Source organism: Arthrobacter sp. UNCCL28, assembly GCF_900102805.1.
GTDB lineage: Bacteria > Actinomycetota > Actinomycetes > Actinomycetales > Micrococcaceae > Arthrobacter > Arthrobacter nicotinovorans_A.
The window spans coordinates 846,733-863,708 of record NZ_FMWE01000002.1 but is presented as its reverse complement, the minus strand read 5'-3'; the positions used below and the strand labels follow the sequence as shown (position 1 = coordinate 863,708).

13 protein-coding genes and 2 riboswitches are annotated in these 16,976 nt (G+C 63.8%); of the genes, 12 read left to right on the top strand and 1 reads right to left on the bottom strand.

Annotated features, from left to right (window positions below; all coding sequences use genetic code 11):
* Positions 1–4 precede the first annotated feature (4 nt).
* Positions 5–652, top strand: a complete 648-nt coding sequence (locus BLQ01_RS08480) for a DUF3027 domain-containing protein (protein WP_091551090.1) — start codon at positions 5–7, stop codon at positions 650–652.
* A 43-nt stretch (positions 653–695) separates the two neighbouring features.
* A complete protein-coding gene (locus tag BLQ01_RS08475; protein ID WP_091551088.1) occupies positions 696–2,009 on the top strand; it encodes an MFS transporter in 1,314 nt (437 codons plus the stop codon).
* 67 nt (positions 2,010–2,076) lie between these two features.
* On the opposite strand, the gene serC is transcribed toward BLQ01_RS08475, so the two are convergent.
* On the bottom strand, positions 2,077–3,207 hold the full coding sequence (gene serC, locus BLQ01_RS08470; RefSeq protein ID WP_091551087.1) for a phosphoserine transaminase: 1,131 nt from the start codon (positions 3,205–3,207) through the stop codon (positions 2,077–2,079).
* 293 nt (positions 3,208–3,500) lie between these two features.
* Here serC and BLQ01_RS08465 point away from each other — a divergent pair, with 293 nt between their 5' ends.
* The 10 genes from BLQ01_RS08465 (at position 3,501) to BLQ01_RS08420 (ending at position 16,920) form a co-directional block, all read left to right on the top strand.
* Positions 3,501–4,196 carry an iron-dependent transcriptional repressor DtxR gene (locus tag BLQ01_RS08465; protein ID WP_026543213.1) on the top strand — a complete coding sequence of 232 codons (696 nt, stop codon included), beginning with the start codon at positions 3,501–3,503 and terminating at the stop codon, positions 4,194–4,196.
* A gap of 187 nt (positions 4,197–4,383) precedes the next feature.
* Positions 4,384–4,625, top strand: a riboswitch (cyclic di-AMP (ydaO/yuaA leader).
* Positions 4,626–4,629: 4 nt separating this feature from the next.
* The gene (locus BLQ01_RS08460) at positions 4,630–5,460 is read left to right on the top strand and encodes a M23 family metallopeptidase (protein WP_091551085.1); all 831 of its coding nucleotides are present in this window, start codon (positions 4,630–4,632) and stop codon (positions 5,458–5,460) included.
* 138 nt (positions 5,461–5,598) lie between these two features.
* Positions 5,599–5,767, top strand: a riboswitch (cyclic di-AMP (ydaO/yuaA leader).
* Positions 5,768–5,771: 4 nt separating this feature from the next.
* Positions 5,772–6,518 (top strand): C40 family peptidase, encoded by a 747-nt coding sequence (locus BLQ01_RS08455; protein ID WP_238325003.1) that lies wholly within the window; start codon positions 5,772–5,774, stop codon positions 6,516–6,518.
* 99 nt (positions 6,519–6,617) lie between these two features.
* Positions 6,618–7,391, top strand: coding sequence for an NlpC/P60 family protein (locus BLQ01_RS08450; protein ID WP_091551084.1), 774 nt, complete (start codon positions 6,618–6,620; stop codon positions 7,389–7,391).
* Between the two features lie 289 nt (positions 7,392–7,680).
* Positions 7,681–8,181, top strand: a complete 501-nt coding sequence (locus BLQ01_RS08445) for an HNH endonuclease (protein WP_026543209.1) — start codon at positions 7,681–7,683, stop codon at positions 8,179–8,181.
* 42 nt (positions 8,182–8,223) lie between these two features.
* Positions 8,224–9,129 (top strand): NTP transferase domain-containing protein, encoded by a 906-nt coding sequence (locus tag BLQ01_RS08440; protein ID WP_091551082.1) that lies wholly within the window; start codon positions 8,224–8,226, stop codon positions 9,127–9,129.
* Positions 9,126–10,481: a molybdopterin molybdotransferase MoeA gene (locus tag BLQ01_RS08435; RefSeq protein ID WP_091551080.1), complete on the top strand. Its 1,356-nt coding sequence runs from the start codon at positions 9,126–9,128 to the stop codon at positions 10,479–10,481. Before BLQ01_RS08440 ends, BLQ01_RS08435 begins: the two co-directional genes overlap by 4 nt.
* 66 nt (positions 10,482–10,547) lie before the next feature.
* Positions 10,548–12,854 (top strand): FdhF/YdeP family oxidoreductase, encoded by a 2,307-nt coding sequence (locus BLQ01_RS08430; RefSeq protein ID WP_026548282.1) that lies wholly within the window; start codon positions 10,548–10,550, stop codon positions 12,852–12,854.
* Position 12,855: 1 nt separating this feature from the next.
* Complete coding sequence (gene fdhD, locus BLQ01_RS08425; RefSeq protein WP_091551079.1) at positions 12,856–13,767, top strand: formate dehydrogenase accessory sulfurtransferase FdhD; 912 nt, start codon at positions 12,856–12,858, stop codon at positions 13,765–13,767.
* A gap of 123 nt (positions 13,768–13,890) precedes the next feature.
* Positions 13,891–16,920: an alpha-mannosidase gene (locus tag BLQ01_RS08420; RefSeq protein WP_091551077.1), complete on the top strand. Its 3,030-nt coding sequence runs from the start codon at positions 13,891–13,893 to the stop codon at positions 16,918–16,920.
* Positions 16,921–16,976 lie beyond the last annotated feature (56 nt).

The following is a 16,976-nucleotide window of genomic DNA, read 5'->3' as shown; positions in this document are numbered from 1 at the left end:
GGCCATGACATCGGAATCCGCACAGGATACAAAGGCCGGAAGGGACGCCCAGGCAAGTCCTGCGGCCGGCCCTGACGCTGCCCAGGCTCCTGGCCTCGGGGAAGCCCCCGCGCGGAAGCCGGTTGCGGACAAGCCGCGCGCCGGTTTGCCCGTGTGGCGCACCGGCAAGCCGGACGCCTTCCTTGCTGCCGCCGTCGATGTTGCCCGCGAGGCAGTGGAAGGCATTGCCGACCCTGGCGAAATCGGGTCGCACCTGGGTGCCAAGTCGGAGGGTGACCGTGTGGTGACCCACCTCTTTGAATCCAAGCTCGCCGGCTACGGCGGGTGGCAGTGGTACGCAGTGGTGACCCGCAACTCCCGCTCCAAGATCGTCACCGTGAGCGAACTTGGGCTCCTGCCCTCGGAGGACTCCATCCTGGCGCCCGAATGGGTGCCATGGGCCAAGCGCGTCCGGCCTGAGGACGAGACTCCGTTGGTGGAGGAAACCGTGGAAGATGTCACGGAAGAGTCCGTGCAGGCCGACGAGGACGAATTAACCGGGCCCGCTGCCGACGCTGCTGATCCGGAAGATTCCGAGGACATCGACGCGGAAGTTGACGAGGACATCGAGGCGGACGTCGACGAGGACCAGCACGAAACCGGGGCTGAATAAGCGTTGCGGAAACCCGGGGTGACCAGAGCGAAGGCGGACACTGATGTCCACCTTTAGGTCACTCGGAATCCTCAATTACCGCATCTGGTTCTTCGGTGCCCTGATCTCCAACATCGGCACGTGGATGCAACGTACCGCACAGGACTGGCTGGTCTTTGACCACCTGACCGCGCACGACGCCGGGGCCATGGGCATAACCCTGGCCCTTCAATTGGGTCCCCAACTCTTCCTTGCCCCTTGGGCCGGACTGCTCGCCGACCGCTACAGCCGGCGGAAACTGCTCTTCATCACTTTGGTGGCCATGGCCTTGCTCAGCACCGGCCTGGGCATCCTGGTGTTGCTGGGGGTGGCTGAACTCTGGCACGTCTACGTCTTTGCCTTGTTGCTGGGGATCGTGACGGCTTTGGACGCACCCGTGCGCCAGACTTTCGTCTCCGAACTTGTCACCGACGAATACTTGCCCAACGCCGTGGCGCTCAACAGTGCATCCTTCAACGTCGCGCGGATGATCGGACCGGCCGTCTCCGGCGTCCTCACGGTGGTGGTGGGTCCCGGCTGGGTCTTCCTGATCAACACCGTCTCATTTGTCGCCATGCTCTGGGCACTGAAGCTCATCCCGGTGTCCTCGCTCCGGATCCAGCCCCGCGCCGCCGCGGGCAAAGGGCGGATCCGGGAGGGCCTCCGCTACGTCCGCAACAGACCCGATATCCAAGTTGTCCTGGTGGCCATCTTCATCGTGGGCACCTTCGGGCTGAACTTCCCCCTCTTCATCGCAGCCATGGTGGGTACTCAGTTCGGCATGGACGCCGGAGCATTCGGACTCCTGAACTCCGTCATGGCCATCGGATCCGTGACAGGTGCCCTGCTGGCCGCCCGACGCGGACGGCCCCGCTTGAGGTTGATCTTCGCGGCGGCAGGTGGTTTCGGTGTCGCCAGCGCCTTGGCAGCACTGGCTCCCAACGCCGTGCTCTTTGGCCTGGCCCTGATTCCTTGCGGTCTGTTCGCCCTGACATTGATCACCAGTGCCAACGGCTATGTCCAATCCACCACCGAGGCTGTCATGCGGGGGCGCGTCATGTCCTTGTACATGGCCATCTTCATGGGCGGTACTCCCATCGGAGCACCGTTGGTGGGATGGGTGGCCAACGTTGGCGGGCCTCGATGGTCCGTCGGCGTCGCTGCGCTGGCCGGCGTCAGCACCGCCGTCGTGGGTTTGGTCTGGATCATCCGCGCAAAGCAGCTGCGCCTCCGCTTTGATCGCCGTGCGCGCGGACTCAAGCATTTCCGGGTGGAGTCGCTGCTGGCCCGTCCCGTCACCGAGGAGGACGACGACGGCGTGGGCCGGCAGGGCGGATAAGGCGCCTTAAACGGCGGCGGCGTCGTCCGGAATACCTCCGAACGACGCCGACCAGCAGTCTGTGGTCCTACTTCTTCAGTTCGCCAACCACGTAGTCGATGCTGGCAAGCAGGGCTGAAACGTCGTCGGGTTCAATGGCGACAAACGTGGCAATGCGCAGCTGGTTGCGGCCAAGCTTGCGGTAAGGCTCCGTGTCCACCACACCGTTGGCACGCAGGACCTTGGCAATGGCTGCGGCATCAATGGAGTCGTCGAAGTCGATGGTGGCGATGACATTGGAGCGGTCTTCGGCATTGGTGACAAACGGCGTCGCGTACTCCGATGCCTCAGCCCAGGAGTAGATGCGGTTGGCCGAGTCCGCAGTGCGCTTGCTGGCGAAGTCCAGGCCGCCGTTGCTGTTGAGCCACTGCACCTGGGCGTCCAGAGTCACCAGGGTGGACAACGAAGGAGTGTTGTACGTCTGGTTGAGCTTGGAGTTGTCAATGGCGGTCTGCAGGTCCAGGAAGTCCGGGATCCAGCGGCCGGACGCCTTGATCCGTGCAGCGCGCTCCAGGGCGGCCGGGGAGAACAGCCCCAGCCAGAGACCACCGTCTGAGGCGAAGTTCTTCTGCGGGGCGAAGTAGTAGACGTCGGACTCGGCGACGTCCACGTCCAACCCGCCTGCAGCGGAGGTGGCATCGACCAGGACCAGGGAGCCTTCGTCGGCGCCCTGGACCCGCTTGACGGGAGCGGCCACGCCCGTGGAGGTCTCATTCTGGGGCCAGGCGTAGACGTCGACTCCGGCCTCGGCTTGGGACACCGGACGGGTGCCCGGCTCGGCCTTGATGATCGAGGAAGCATCCAGGAAGGGAGCCTTGTTGGTGGCGGCAGCAAACTTCGAACCGAACTCACCGAAGGAAAGGTGCTGTGCTTTCTTCTCGACCAGGCCGAAGGCGGCGACATCCCAGAAGGCCGTGGAACCGCCGACGCCGAGGACAACTTCATAGCCCTCGGGCGCACGGAAGAACTGGCTGAGTCCTTCGCGGACCGAACCCACGAGGTTCTTGACCGGAGCCTGGCGGTGGGACGTGCCCAGGATGGTGGACGACGCGGCAGACAGGGCCTCGATCTGTTCGGGACGGACCTTGGACGGTCCGGCACCGAAGCGTCCATCCTTGGGCAGCAGATCGGCGGGAATGGTGATGCTGTTGTCGCTCACGTGTGGCTCCAATGGGTATCGGCTAGAGATGGGTCGTGGCAGGTGGCATCAACTGCCCCTTCGACACCCCAATTCTGCCTGACCCGGTGCGACGGCAGGAACCTGTGGCCGTCATAGTCCGCCACGTGGAACGCCGGCAAACCATATGCGACCGGAATTATCCAGAGTAATTCCAAATAAGCTAGGCTAGGGGTTGGCGTTCAAGGGGCGGCGGTGCACTCCGCCTACCCCGGCAGGGGACGCTGTACGGTGGAGATTACGCAAGGAACTGCGTTCGAGGAGAGCTGAGCTGGATGACGGATCTGATCGATACCACTGAGATGTATCTTCGGACCATTTTGGAGCTTGAAGAAGAAAACATCGTGGCTCTCAGGGCCCGCATCGCCGAACGGCTGCGGCACTCCGGACCCACGGTTTCCCAGACCATCGGACGCATGGAGCGCGATGGCCTGGTGATTGTCTCCAACGACCGCCACCTCGAACTGACCGAGGTTGGGCGGAAGCGCGCCACCGAGGTCATGCGCAAGCACCGCCTCGCGGAGCGGCTCCTGGCTGACGTCATTGGCTTGGACTGGGCTTATGTCCATGACGAAGCATGTCGCTGGGAGCACGTGATGAGCGAGCGCGTGGAGCGCCGCCTGTACGAACTCCTGGAACACCCCACAGAATCCCCGTACGGCAACCCCATCCCGGGCCTGGAAGCGCTCGGCGGTCTTGCCACCCAGCCATTCCCCCGCGTGGACGTCAACCTCCTGCAGGCCATGGAGGGTTACGCGGCCAACTCCCGGGTAGCGGTCACCCGCTTGGCGGAGCCCATCCAGGTTGAGCCTGAGCTTCTTACCCAGTTGGACGAAGGCGGAATCCGGCCCGGCGCCGCGGTCTCGCTGGAACGTGTGGGGGAGTACATTTCCGTCCGCGTCCCAGGCATTGAAGGTGCCCTGGAGCTTCCACCTGAGGTTGCGGCACACGTCTTCGTCTCTGTTGGCTGAGACAACCCTGCCTTGCTGCACGGTGGCATATCTCACTTTTGAACGCCCGGCGCGCATGTGACCTGCGGTTTTCCGGGATTAGTGATAAGGGGTTGCCGCCCGCATGCCCGTTCCTGTTGATAACGAATTTATTACTGCGGGCCTTAATCCCCTATAGTTATCTACTAGCGCTGATACCAAAGCGTTACCTGTTCCGGAGCCGAGCTCTGCCAGCGGAACAGGTGTGCCATCCACCACTGGCAGAGGCGGGGGAACCACAAGCGGCTGTCTAAAGAAGCAGCCTTGGGGTGAAGTCCGCAGCAGAAGTGCCCATTAACGCATGTACCTCCTGGGATACCTGTGTGCCGTGAGCGCTTCGTGCGGGCCGGGTCTTGAAACTCTCTGACCCGAATCCGACAGCTAACTTCGCAGGCTTTTTAGAGAGGAATAGAGTTTGACAACGCAGAACGTCAGGGGCCGTCGCCGCGCGTCGGGCCCCGCTGCTGAGCTGCGGCCAGCCCGCGTCGTATCGGAGATCCGGCCACGCGACACCGAACGCCAGGTTCGCCGCCGTAAGAGCCCGTTGCGCCAGGTTGCCGACTTCGCTGCAGCCAGTGGCGTCGGGCAAAAGGCCGGAGTTGCGCTTGCCGCCACCGGCCTGGCCTTGACTGTCGGTCTGCCGGCCACAAGCCCCGTCATGGCCACCTCGGAGTCAGGCCAGACCGAGTCTGCCCTGGCAGTATCCGGTGGCAGCCAGCCGGAGGTCTCCGCGGCCGCATCGGCCAAAATCGACTTCAGCCGGGCAGCGGTTGCCACGGCTGCCGACCCCGACGGCAAGTTGAAGCAACTGCTCAGCGCCCAGTCCGCGGGCAGCATCCAGCGTGCCTCCTCTGCAGGCACCATGGCCAGCCCCCTCGACACGCTGACCACAGCGTCACCGTTCGGCTACCGCGTCAGTCCCCTCACGGGAGGCTCCGGTGACTTCCACCGCGGCCAGGACTTTGTGGCGCAGTGCGGCACGGCCGTCCATGCAGCGGCATCCGGCAAGGTCACCTTCGCCGGATGGCACGAGTACGGCGGAGGCAACCGCGTGGTCATCGACCACGGCAACGGCCTCGAGACCACGTACAACCACCTGTCGTCCTTCACCGTCAAGGTGGGCCAGACGGTCACCCGCGGCGACACCGTGGCGCTCAGCGGTACCACTGGCGCCTCCACCGGTTGCCACCTCCACTTTGAAGTACAGGTCAACGGCGAAGTTGTTGACCCCATGGGCTGGCTTTAGTCCATTTGATGGTCGTCTCTCGCATTCGTGACACGCCTCGTGACCTGAATGTGACATTCGCGTTCAACTGTTGTACCGTACAAAGCGCATCGGCTTTTTAGGGGGCCGGTGCACTTGAGTGGATTGCCTAGCTCTGCCACTACTCAAGGTCCGTTCGCATAAATCGTCTGGCAGGGGCGGGGGAACCACTTCTGGTCTTCGTGAGAAGACCTTGGGGTTAAGTCGCAAAAGCTTCCTTGAAGCAGCGCGGCCGGATGACTCCCATCCGAATCCGACAGCTCACCTCGCAGGCATTGGGAGAGGCTACCTACGTGTCATCACGCACTACCCCTGCGCGCCATCGCGCTGAATCGGTTCGTACGAACCCCTTGAACTCGCTTTCCAAGGCTGTTTCATCCAACGCCGGTACCGTCGGCCGCCAGGCTGTCGTCCTGGCAGCAGCCTCAGGTCTCGTCCTCAGCGTTGGTCTGCCGGCCCAGGCAGCAGACACCGATGTTTCAAAGTCGGAAGCCTCCAGCACCCAGCAGATGGTCACCACTGCGGTAGTCACCGCGGAGCCCACGGCAACCGTCTCCTTCGAAAGCCCCGTAGTGGCCACGAAGGAAGCTCCCAAGGTTGTCCAGCGCGCTTCCCAGACCACCGGACGCACCTCGGCCTCCGGCGACCAGGCCACAGCAGGTGCTGTGACCGCCAAGTCCACCGAAGCCAAGGATGCTGCTTCCAGCGCCGCCGCTTCCGGCCTCGCCGCGATCGCCTACACCGGCATCGGGCACCCTTACGTTTGGGGCGGCACCACCCCCAACGGTTGGGACTGCTCCGGATTCACCCAGTGGGTGTACGCCCAGGCCGGCATCAGCATCCCGCGCGTCAACGCCTGGACGGCCATGAAGCCCACCAGCACCCCTGCCCCCGGTGACCTGGTCATGCAGAACGGTGGAGCGCACGTAGGCATCTACGTGGGCAACGGAATGATGATCAGCGCCTTGAACCCGGGACAGGGCACGCTCCTGCACTCGGCTGCCTCCACGGGCACCTCCTCCTTCTTCACCCTCCGCTAGAAACAAACCGATTCGGGGTTCGCCGGCATGCCCCCAAGTGCCGGCGCGCCAATGAGCCGCGTGTACCCCAACTGCACGCGGATACGAAAAGAGAAAACCATGACCAGTGCACACAAGGTTGCACGGCATCGCGCTGAGGCCCCCAAGACCAGCTCGCTTGCCGTGATCGCCAAGGCCGTCAGTGAAAACGCCGGCGGCGTGGGCCGACAGGCAGCCGTCATTGCCGCAGCTTCAGGCCTGGTCCTGACCGGCAGTGTCGCAGCCAACGCTGCCGAGACCAAAGTGGACCGTGAATCCACCTCGACGTCTACCTTGGACGTCCAGTCGGTTGTGCAGTCCACCATCGCTGCAGACTCCACGGTTGCCATCTCCTACGAACGCCCCGTGGTCACCACGGTGCAGGCTCCGGCTCCCGTAGAGAAGAAGGCTCCCGCGAAGGCTGAAACCAAGGAGCCGGCGGCAAGCACGGCAACAGGCGGAAACGCCACGCTGGCCGTCAACACCTCGGCTCCTGCGGCTAAGGCTCCCGCCGCTGCCAGTGGCCTTGGTGCCGCAATCGCCGCAGCCGCGTACGCACAGCTTGGTGTAACCCAGGACTGCACCATGCTGGTGACCAACTCCCTGGCAGCGGTCGGCATCAACTTCCACGACTGGCCGGCCGGCTACCTCTCCCTTGGCCGCACCGTCAGCGCAGCGGAAGCACAGCCGGGCGACCTCGCTTACTACGCCAACGGCGGTCTGGCCGGACAGGCCCACATTGCTGTCTACGTCGGCAACGGCCAGGCAGTCCACGGTGGATGGAACGGATCCACCACGGCACTGTTCAGCGTCAACGTCGGCTCCGGCCCGGTCTTCATTCGGGTCAACGGCTGATCCAGCCCTTCGCTATTCCAGGACACCCCGCAGGCTACGGCCCGCGGGGTGTTCTGTTTAACCGCGGATTGTTTGCCTAGGGGCCACATCGGATGTTCAGGGGGCAGATCGGACGCCGGTTCCGCTAACGACGCATGAACTCTGGGCGACACTGTGGGCGAAAGCACATATAAATTCGTTGATACGGCATACAAGTGCTTACCCTTATCTTGTCGATCCACAGCCCGTACATGCAGAGGGCAGCCGGCCCTCGTGCCCCTGACGGGTGCGGCCGTGAAGAGGTACGTGCATGCGCACACTCGTTCTGAATGCTGGATATGAACCGCTGGCGGTAATAACCTTCCGCCGGGCGCTGGTCCTTGTGCTGACTGGGAAAGCAAGCGTGGTGGCCGAAGGCGACGAGCCTGTCGTCGGGCCACAGGAAGTTCTCGGAAGACCATCCGTGATCCTCCTCAACCGCTACATCCGTCCCCAGTACAACAAGATCACCGCCGTGAGCAGGCGCGGGGTACTGCGCCGCGATGGCCACCGCTGCGCCTACTGCGGGAAAACAGCCCACACCATTGACCATGTCCACCCCAAGTCCAGGGGCGGCGCGGATTCCTGGGAAAACCTGGTTGCGGCGTGCTTGAAATGCAACAACGCCAAGAGCGACCACACACTGGCCGAGATGGGTTGGAAACTCCGTTTCAAACCCGGTGTGCCCCAGGGGACCATGTGGCAGATCAAGGAACTCGAGAAACCTGCGCCGGACTGGGACCCGTTCCTGTTGCCGGAATCCGCTGCCTGATCGATTTCTGCTGAGCTCCGGACGTCCGGGTACTCTGGGCGGATGGAGTTCAATGCCGTGATTTTGGCGGGTGGCAGGGCCACCCGCCTCGGTGGCGTGCCTAAACCATCGCTGACGTACGACGGCGCCACGCTCCTTTCGCATGCCCTGCAGGCTGCCCGGGGTGCTTCAGCCGTGGTGGTGGTAGGCCCCGATGTTCCGGTAGCGGGCGGTGTGCCGCTCCCAGTGAAAGTGCTGCATGCCCGCGAGGAGCCGGCGTTTGCCGGGCCGGCAGCGGCAATCGCAGCCGGACTGGCGGCGCTGCAAAGCCGGCGTTCCCGCGCCCGGTGGACCCTGGTCCTTGCCTGCGACATGCCGCATGCGTCCCGCGGAGTTTCCGCTTTGTGGGATGCACTGGCCGCCCACCCGGGCGTTGAGGGTGCCATGGCCGTTTCCGTGGACGGGCGGAAGCAACCCCTCCTGGGTGCTTACGACACTGCAGCCTTGGAACGTGAAGCAGCCGTAGCATCCCAAGGTGCCGGTCTGGCGGACTCTTCTGTGTTCCGGCTGCTTGCTAGGCTGAACCTGCTGGACGTTGCTGTCCCCGCTGGCTCCACGGATGACGTGGATACGTGGGAGGACGCTGCGGCCCTGGGCATTGACTACAAGTTGGAGGCGGACGTGAAGAGCCAGGAAGAGACGCTCGAGGATTGGTGCCGCACATTGCTGCAGGCATTTGAGCTTGAAGGCGTTGAGGTGGACGTCAATGAAGTACTCGCCGTAGCCGGAGTGGCAGCGCATTCAGTGGTCCGTCCCGCTGCGCCTTTGACCACGTTCATTGCCGGCTATGCGGCAGGCATGGCCCGCGGCATTGGCCAGGCAAGCGATGATGCGTCCATGAACGCGGCCCTGGAGTTGGCCCGCAAAGTTGCCAAGGAGTACTCGGAGTCCGAGGCTGACGCCGAATGACCCAGGCCCCTGCCGAGGGCCATCACGCAGCGCACACCTGGCAGGAGGCCCGCCAGCGCGCGTTTGAGTGTGCCGCTCCCATTCCACCAGGCCCCGTGCCGCTCACCTCGGCGCTGGGCCGCACCCTTGCAGCCGATGCCCTGGCCGTACAGGACATGCCCCACTACGCTTCGTCGGCCATGGACGGCTGGGCCGTCAACGGAAGTGGTCCGTGGATCCTGAGCGAACCCGGCCAGAGGCTTGCCCCGCACCAGGCAAGCCCCATTGTGACCGGTGGCCTGATCCCGCCGGGGGCCAAGGCCGTGCTGCGCAGCGAGAGTGGCGTCATCACCACCGACGACGACGGCCTGCCGGTCCTGGCTTTGGGCGGCGCCGCCAAGCCCGGTGAACCCCGCAACGGCCAGCACATCCGCAAAGCCGCGGAGGAGGCTGCCGAGGGGGAGATCCTGCTGACCGCTGGAACGGTACTCAATCCAGCCCACATCGCTTTGGCTGCACTGGCCGGACTGGACCATGTAGAGGTTCTCGGCAAACCGTTGGTCAGGTTCCTGCTGACAGGTTCCGAGGTTGTGGAACGGGGGATCCCGCTGCCCGGACAGGTCCGCGACACCTTTGGTCCGCAGTTGGGTGCCGTTGTAGAGCTCCTGGGCGGCATAGCAGGAGAGCAGCTCCGGGTGGGCGATAACTATGAGGAGTGGATTGCCGCCCTCCAGGAGAGTGAGCCTGCCGTGGACGAGCTCGCGGCTGGCTCCGATGAAGAAGCCGAACCCCCGGCCGACGTCGTCATCACTACGGGCGGTACAGGCCGGTCGGGGACTGACCATTTCCGCCGAGCGGTGGCTGAACTGGGTGGCCGGCTGTTGATCGACGGTATTTCGATGCGACCCGGCCACCCCGCCGTACTGGCCGAGTTGCCCGATGGCCGCTTTGTCCTGGGCCTGCCTGGAAATCCACTTGCCGCGATGATGGCGCTGTTCACGGTGGGCGCTCCATTGCTTGCTGCGTTGGGCCACCGGAAGCCGCCCCAGGTGGGTGAGGTACCGTGCGGCGCAATGCTCGAGGCCGATCCCGGCCGGACCCGGCTGATGCCGTTCAAGCTGGTGTATGGCCTGGCCTCGCCGGCGCAGCACGCAGGACCGGGAATGATGCGGGGCCTGGCCGCTGCGGACGGGGTCATGGTGGTCCCACCCCACGGAGTCCAACTGGGGGAGTTGGTCCCTGCGTTTGCCTTGCCCTGGGGCAAACCGTTGCCCCAGCCAAAGCCCCCGGAAGACCAGCCCCGCAAGGCCGCCACACGGCAAGCGAAGAAGGCTCCCTCCGGGCCGGTGGACTGGAGCGCGCTCGACGCCTGAAGGCTGTACTGGCCGGCGCTGCGGCGAACCAGGTAACAGGCTCACACAAAGTGCAATGATGGACATATGAACAGGCATGCTCCCGAACAGGACATCAATGAAGATGACCTGCAAATCCACCCGCCCAAACAAGCCGCTGCCGGCCTCAAAGCTGTCACGGTGGCCCTTGAACGCGGTTACGCCCAGGCCGGAGTAGCCCGCACGGTCCGTTCCATGCTCAGGGTGAACCAGCATGACGGCTTTGATTGCCCGGGGTGTGCGTGGCCTGAATCCATCACGGGCAAGCGGAGCCCCGCCGAATTTTGCGAGAACGGCGCCAAAGCGATCGCCGAGGAAAGCACCACCCGCACGGTAGGCGCCGAATTCTGGGCGAAGCACTCCCTGGCGGATCTCGAAGACAAGACCGAGTACTGGTTGGGAAGCCAGGGAAGATTGTCCGAGCCCGTGGTCATCAGGCCCGGGGACACGCATTACTCACCCATCAGTTGGACCGACGCCTTCGCCTTGATCGGTGAGCACATCAACGCCACCACTCCGGACAAGTGCGTTTTCTACACCTCGGGCCGAACAGCCAACGAGACCGCCTTCATGTATCAGTTGTTCGCCCGAAGCCTGGGCACCAACAACCTGCCCGACTGCTCCAATATGTGCCATGAATCGTCCGGCAGCGCACTGAACCCCACCATTGGAATCGGCAAGGGCACAGTCTCGCTGGAGGATATCCACCACGCCGAACTGGTCCTGGTGGTGGGACAGAATCCGGGAACCAACCATCCCCGGATGCTGTCTGCACTGCGGGACTGCAAGAACAACGGCGGAAAGATCGTCGCCGTGAACCCGCTTCCCGAGGCGGGCCTGCTGAACTTCAAGGACCCCCAGTCCCTCAATGGCGTTATCGGCGGTGGCACCACCATCGCGGATGAATTCCTGCAGATCAAGGTCGGTGGGGACCTGGCGCTGTTCCAGGCACTGGGCCACCTGCTCCTGGAGGAAGAGAAGCGCAACCCGGGCACCGTCGTCGACCATTCCTTCATTGAGCAGCAGACCGAAGGGTTTGCCGCTTACACCCAAGCCCGTGCGGTCCTGGACTGGGCCGAGACCGAGCGGGCTACCGGCCTGACGCGGAGGCAAATTACCAAGGCAGCAGAAATGATGGCTGCCTCCAAGGCAACCATCATCTGCTGGGCCCTTGGACTGACACAGCAGCCGCACTCGGTGGATACCCTGCGTGAAATCATCAACCTGCTGCTGCTTCAAGGGAACTTCGGCAAGCGTGGCGCCGGAGCCTGCCCCGTCCGCGGACACTCCAATGTCCAGGGCGACCGCACCATGGGGATCTGGGAGAAACCCAAGGAATCGTTCCTGGCAGCGCTGGACCAGGAATTCGGTTTCCATATGCCGCGCGATCACGGATATGACTCCGTGGAAACCCAGCACGCCCTGGAAAAGGGTGAGGTGGATGTCTTCGTCTCCATGGGCGGGAACTTTGCAGCCGCCGGCTCGGACACCGCAGCCCTGGAAGAGGGCCTGAAGACCGCTGGACTGACCGTCCATATCTCCACCAAACCCAACAGGGCCCATGTGGTCCACGGCAAAACGTCGCTGATCCTGCCTACGCTGGGCCGGACTGACACGGATGACAAACACCCCAAAGGCAAGCAATTCCTGTCGGTGGAAGACTCCATGTCCGTCATCCATAAAACGCAGGGAAGACTGGAACCTGTCTCGGAGCACCTGCTCAGCGAACCGGTGATCGTAGCCCGCATGGCGCAGGCGACCCTGGGCGATGAGCACAGCGTGGACTGGCGTGCCATGGCTGAAGACTACGACGTCATCCGGGACCACATCTCCCGGGTGATACCGGGCTTCGAGGATTTCAATACGAGGGTTCGCACCAAGAACGGCTTCGTGCTGCCCAACCCGCCCCGGGACACCAGGACGTTCGCCACGGACATCGGCAAAGCGCGGTTCTCGGTGCGACCACTGGAGTACCTCCAGGCCCCACAAGGCCACCTGATCCTGCAGACGGTGCGCAGCCACGACCAGTACAACACCACGTTCTATGGACTGGACGACCGGTACCGCGGGATCTCTGATGGCCGCCGGGTCATCCTGGTCCACCCTGAAGACCTGGCCGAACTCGGGTTCAAGGACCGCGACCTCGTGGATGTCATCTCCACGTTCGCCGGGACGGAGCGGCGGGCCAACAGGTTCCGGCTGGTTGAGTACCCCACCGCCAAGGGGTGCGCCGCAGCCTACTTCCCGGAGGCCAACGCCCTGGTGCACCGCGAACTGGTGGCCAGGGAATCCAACACCCCCGGCTACAAGGCCATGACAGTACGTTTCGTCAAAACAGAGGAGGACGGATCCTGACGTGGGACGCGTAACGCAGCGCCGAAAGGTGCATAAGTTTGTCCTGGACGGCTCGCCGCAAGCACTGGAGCATCCGGTCCGCTTCAAGGAAGACGTACTCGCGGTGGAGGAACCCCTGGAAATCCGCTTGGGCGAGATGTCCTTCTCCGTGACCATGCGGACCCCGGGAGACGACTTTGACCTCGTGGCCGGATTCCTGGTCTCTGAGGGCATCATCTGGGAACCCTCCCAACTGATCTCGGAGCGCTTCTGCGCCGGGGAAAACGAGGACGGCGTCCAGACCTTCAACGTGGTGGACGCCCAACTCCGGCCCGATGTGGAACGGCCCGATACCGGCCGCAACGTCTATACATCGAGCTCGTGCGGAATTTGCGGTACGGACTCCATTGACGCAGTCCGCAAAGCCTCGCATCACAGCCCCAAGGAGGACGACGTCACTGTACCGGTCAGGGCGCTCGCCGCATTGCCGGACCGGCTCAGGGAGGCCCAGGCCGTTTTCGATAAAACGGGCGGCGTCCACGCCGCGGGCCTTTTCAGGATCCACGACGACGGCACCTCCGAATTGCTGTGCCTTCGCGAAGATGTTGGCCGGCACAACGCGGTGGACAAGGTAGTGGGCTGGGCGCTGCGGGCAGGGATGTTGCCGCTGAAGGGGACAGTCCTCCAGGTCTCCGGCAGGGCGTCCTTCGAGCTGGTCCAGAAGGCGGCCATGGCCGGCATTCCGGTACTGTCTGCGGTCAGTGCGCCCTCAAGCCTGGCCGCTGAGCTGGCGGAGGAGAGCGGGATTACCCTGGCCGGTTTCAGCCGTGGGCACAGTCTCAACGTCTACGCAGGCCGGGACAGGATCATTGCAGAACCCGCCCAACCGGAAGCGCTGTCCGTGGGGGATAGCGGCCGATCACTTGGCTATTGAGCTGGAACAACGTAGATTTTATCCATCGATTGGAAGCGTAGCGAACCCAGAACTGCCGCGCGGGCATGCACCCAGGTGCGTGAACCATTCGTGATATCCAGCTAAAGCCCAAAGGGGAATTAATTGCACGACGACCGCCGGATCACTGAACAGCGCCTCGATCGATTCGTTCGGGAACGCATTCTTCCGGCCATTTACGGCAGGGCAATACCGCTACAGCTCAGCAGCTGGGAGGTACCCGGCGAACCTGTGCCGGCATCGGAGGCCGTGCGCCAGCTCTTCACCCCCCAGGAGCACGGAGCCGCATGGGGAAAGGCCTGGAGCACCAAATGGCTGCACCTGCAGGGTGAAGTCCCGCAGGACTGGGGCATGGCTGACTCCACGTCCGTGGAGATCATCGTGGACCTCGGCTTCAACAGCGACGTCCCCGGTTTCCAATGCGAAGGCACTGCGTGGCGGGCTGACGGCAGCATCATCAAGGCGATCTCGCCACGGAATTACCACGTCCCCCTCAAACTGCTGGGCGGCGGACACTCGGTGGATTTTTACGTCGAGGCGGCCGCGAACCCGGACGTTGCCCAGGGCTGGTCCTTTGCTCCCACCCCGCTCGGAGACAAAGCCACCTCCGGCGACGATCCCCGGTACCGCCTGGGCCGCATCGCCATGGCAGAGCTGAACGAGACCGTGTGGGAACTGAACCAGGACATCTGGACGCTCAGCGGACTCATGCATGAACTCCCCACCGAACTTCCCCGCCGGCATGAAATCCTCAGGGCCCTGGAGCGGATGCTGGACATCATGGATCCGGACGACGTTCCCGGAACAGCGATGGCCGGCCGTGAGGCCTTGAAGGAAGTGCTGTGCCGGCCCGCCTATGCCTCGGCCCACCAACTCCTTGCCACTGGCCATGCCCACATCGACTCTGCCTGGTTGTGGCCGGTCCGGGAGACCATCCGCAAATGCGCCAGGACGTTCTCCAACGTAGTGGCGCTCATGGATGAAGATCCCGACTTTGTGTTTTCCTGCTCCTCGGCGCAGCAGATGGCGTGGATAAAGGAGTACTTCCCCGAGCTTTTCGTCCGGATCCGCGAGAAAGTCAAGGCCGGCCAGTTCATCCCCGTGGGCGGCATGTGGGTGGAATCGGATACCAACATGCCCGGCGGCGAGGCCATGGCGCGCCAGTTCGTGGAAGGCAAGAGCTTCTTCCTGAAGGAGTTCGACGTCGAATGCCAGGAGGCCTGGCTTCCTGACTCCTTCGGCTACTCCGGTGCCATCCCGCAGATTGTGAAAGAGGCCGGTTCGCGCTGGTTCCTCACCCAGAAGATTTCCTGGAACAAGGTCAACAGGATGCCGCACCACACCTTCTCCTGGGAAGGAATTGACGGCACCCGGCTCTTCACGCACTTCCCGCCGGTGGATTCGTACAACGCTGAACTGCACGGCCGCGAGCTGGCCCACGCAGAACGAAATTACCGGGACCACGGCCGTGGCACCATGTCACTGGTGCCGTTCGGCTACGGCGACGGCGGCGGCGGACCTACGCGGGAGATGGTCGCGGCCGCGCACCGCACGGCGGATTTGGAAGGATCCCCGAAGGTGCGGATGGGCACCGCAAAGGACTTCTTCACCCAAGCCGAGGCGGAGTACACCAACCTGCCGGTCTGGGTGGGCGAGATGTACCTGGAAATGCACCGCGGAACGTACACCAGCCAGGCCAAGACCAAGCGTGGCAACCGTCGCAGCGAACACCTGCTGCGGGAGGCGGAGTTGTGGTGTTCCACCGCAGCGGTTCGTCTCGGTACGGATTACACCTATCCCCGCGAGGAGTTGAAGCGGCTCTGGCAACTGGTCCTCCTGCAGCAGTTCCACGACATCCTCCCGGGCAGCTCCATCGCCTGGGTCCATCAGGACGCCGAGCGCAACTACGAGGCCATTGCCCGAGACCTCGAGGCCATCATCGGTGAAGCAGCCCAGGCTTTGGTAGGCACCGGCAGCACCAGCTACCTGCTCAACGCCGCACCGCATCAGCGCAGCGGCGTGCCGGCATTGGGGATCGCCGAAACCGGCGGACACGGCACCGGCGTCCAGGTGGAGGACCCGGGCGAGGGCTTCGTGCTGGACAACGGCATCGTCCGCGCGGTGCTGGACGGGAACGGGCTGCTCACCTCACTGGTGGACCATGCCAGCGGTCGAGACGCCATAGCCCCCGGGGAGGCCGGCAACCTGTTGGAGTTGTTCCGGGACACTCCCAACGAATGGGATGCGTGGGACATCGAAGAGTTCTACCGCCGCAACGTCACGCAGCTGACGCACGCGGACACCATCGATCTCGAACGTACGCCGGCCGGCGCCGTCGTGGTGGTCCAACGGAAGGTGGGCGCCTCCACCATCACGCAGCGCATCACGCTCGACGCCGGTGCCAAGTCACTGGGAATCTCCACCACGGTGGACTGGCAGGAGCGCGAAAAGATGCTGAAGATCGCCTTCCCGCTGGATGTGAGGGCTGATCGTTCGGCGTCGGAGACACAGTTTGGCCACGTCTTCCGGCCGACGCACACCAACACGTCCTGGGAAGCTGCAAAGTTCGAAATCTGTGCACACCGCTGGATCCACGTTGCCGAGCCCGGTTATGGCGTGGCCGTCAGCAACTCCTCCAGCTACGGGCACGACGTCACCAGGGCCGTCCGCACCGACGGCGGAACCACGACGACGATCCGCACCTCGCTGCTGCGCTCGGCCCGGTTCCCGGACCCTGAAGCAGACAGGGGGGAGCACACGTTGGAGGTTTCCATCAGGCCCGGAGCTGCAATCTCCGATGCCGTCGAAGAGGGGTACCGGACCAACCTGAAGCCCCGGTTCGTGACCGGCGGCCACGGGGTTGATCCTCTGGTGTCGGTCTCGAACCCGGCCATTGTGGTCGAAGCGGTGAAGCTGGCCGAGGATGGGTCGGGCGATGTGATCGTCAGGCTCTACGAATCCCTTGGTGAGCGCTCAGCTGCCACTCTCCGGCCCGGTTTCAAGACCACCGGCGTGATGGCCACGGATCTGCTGGAACGGGCTGCAGAAGCTCCTGGAGTCACTGCCGGGGAGGACTCGGCGGTGGACTTGGTGCTCCGTCCGTTCCAATTGGTCACTTTGCGCTTCGCGCGCTGATCCCAAGAGACAGCAAAACGCCGACGGCATTGCGGGGAAATCCTGCAATGCCGTCG

Bases quoted from the DNA above. Each gene is read 5' to 3' on its own strand.
- BLQ01_RS08480 (WP_091551090.1), top strand. From the start codon at position 5: ATGACATCGGAATCCGCACAGGATACAAAGGCCGGAAGGGACGCCCAG.
- BLQ01_RS08475 (WP_091551088.1), top strand. From the start codon at position 696: ATGTCCACCTTTAGGTCACTCGGAATCCTCAATTACCGCATCTGGTTC.
- BLQ01_RS08465 (WP_026543213.1), top strand. From the start codon at position 3,501: ATGACGGATCTGATCGATACCACTGAGATGTATCTTCGGACCATTTTG.
- BLQ01_RS08450 (WP_091551084.1), top strand. From the start codon at position 6,618: ATGACCAGTGCACACAAGGTTGCACGGCATCGCGCTGAGGCCCCCAAG.
- BLQ01_RS08445 (WP_026543209.1), top strand. From the start codon at position 7,681: ATGCGCACACTCGTTCTGAATGCTGGATATGAACCGCTGGCGGTAATA.
- BLQ01_RS08440 (WP_091551082.1), top strand. From the start codon at position 8,224: ATGGAGTTCAATGCCGTGATTTTGGCGGGTGGCAGGGCCACCCGCCTC.
- BLQ01_RS08435 (WP_091551080.1), top strand. From the start codon at position 9,126: ATGACCCAGGCCCCTGCCGAGGGCCATCACGCAGCGCACACCTGGCAG.
- BLQ01_RS08430 (WP_026548282.1), top strand. From the start codon at position 10,548: ATGAACAGGCATGCTCCCGAACAGGACATCAATGAAGATGACCTGCAA.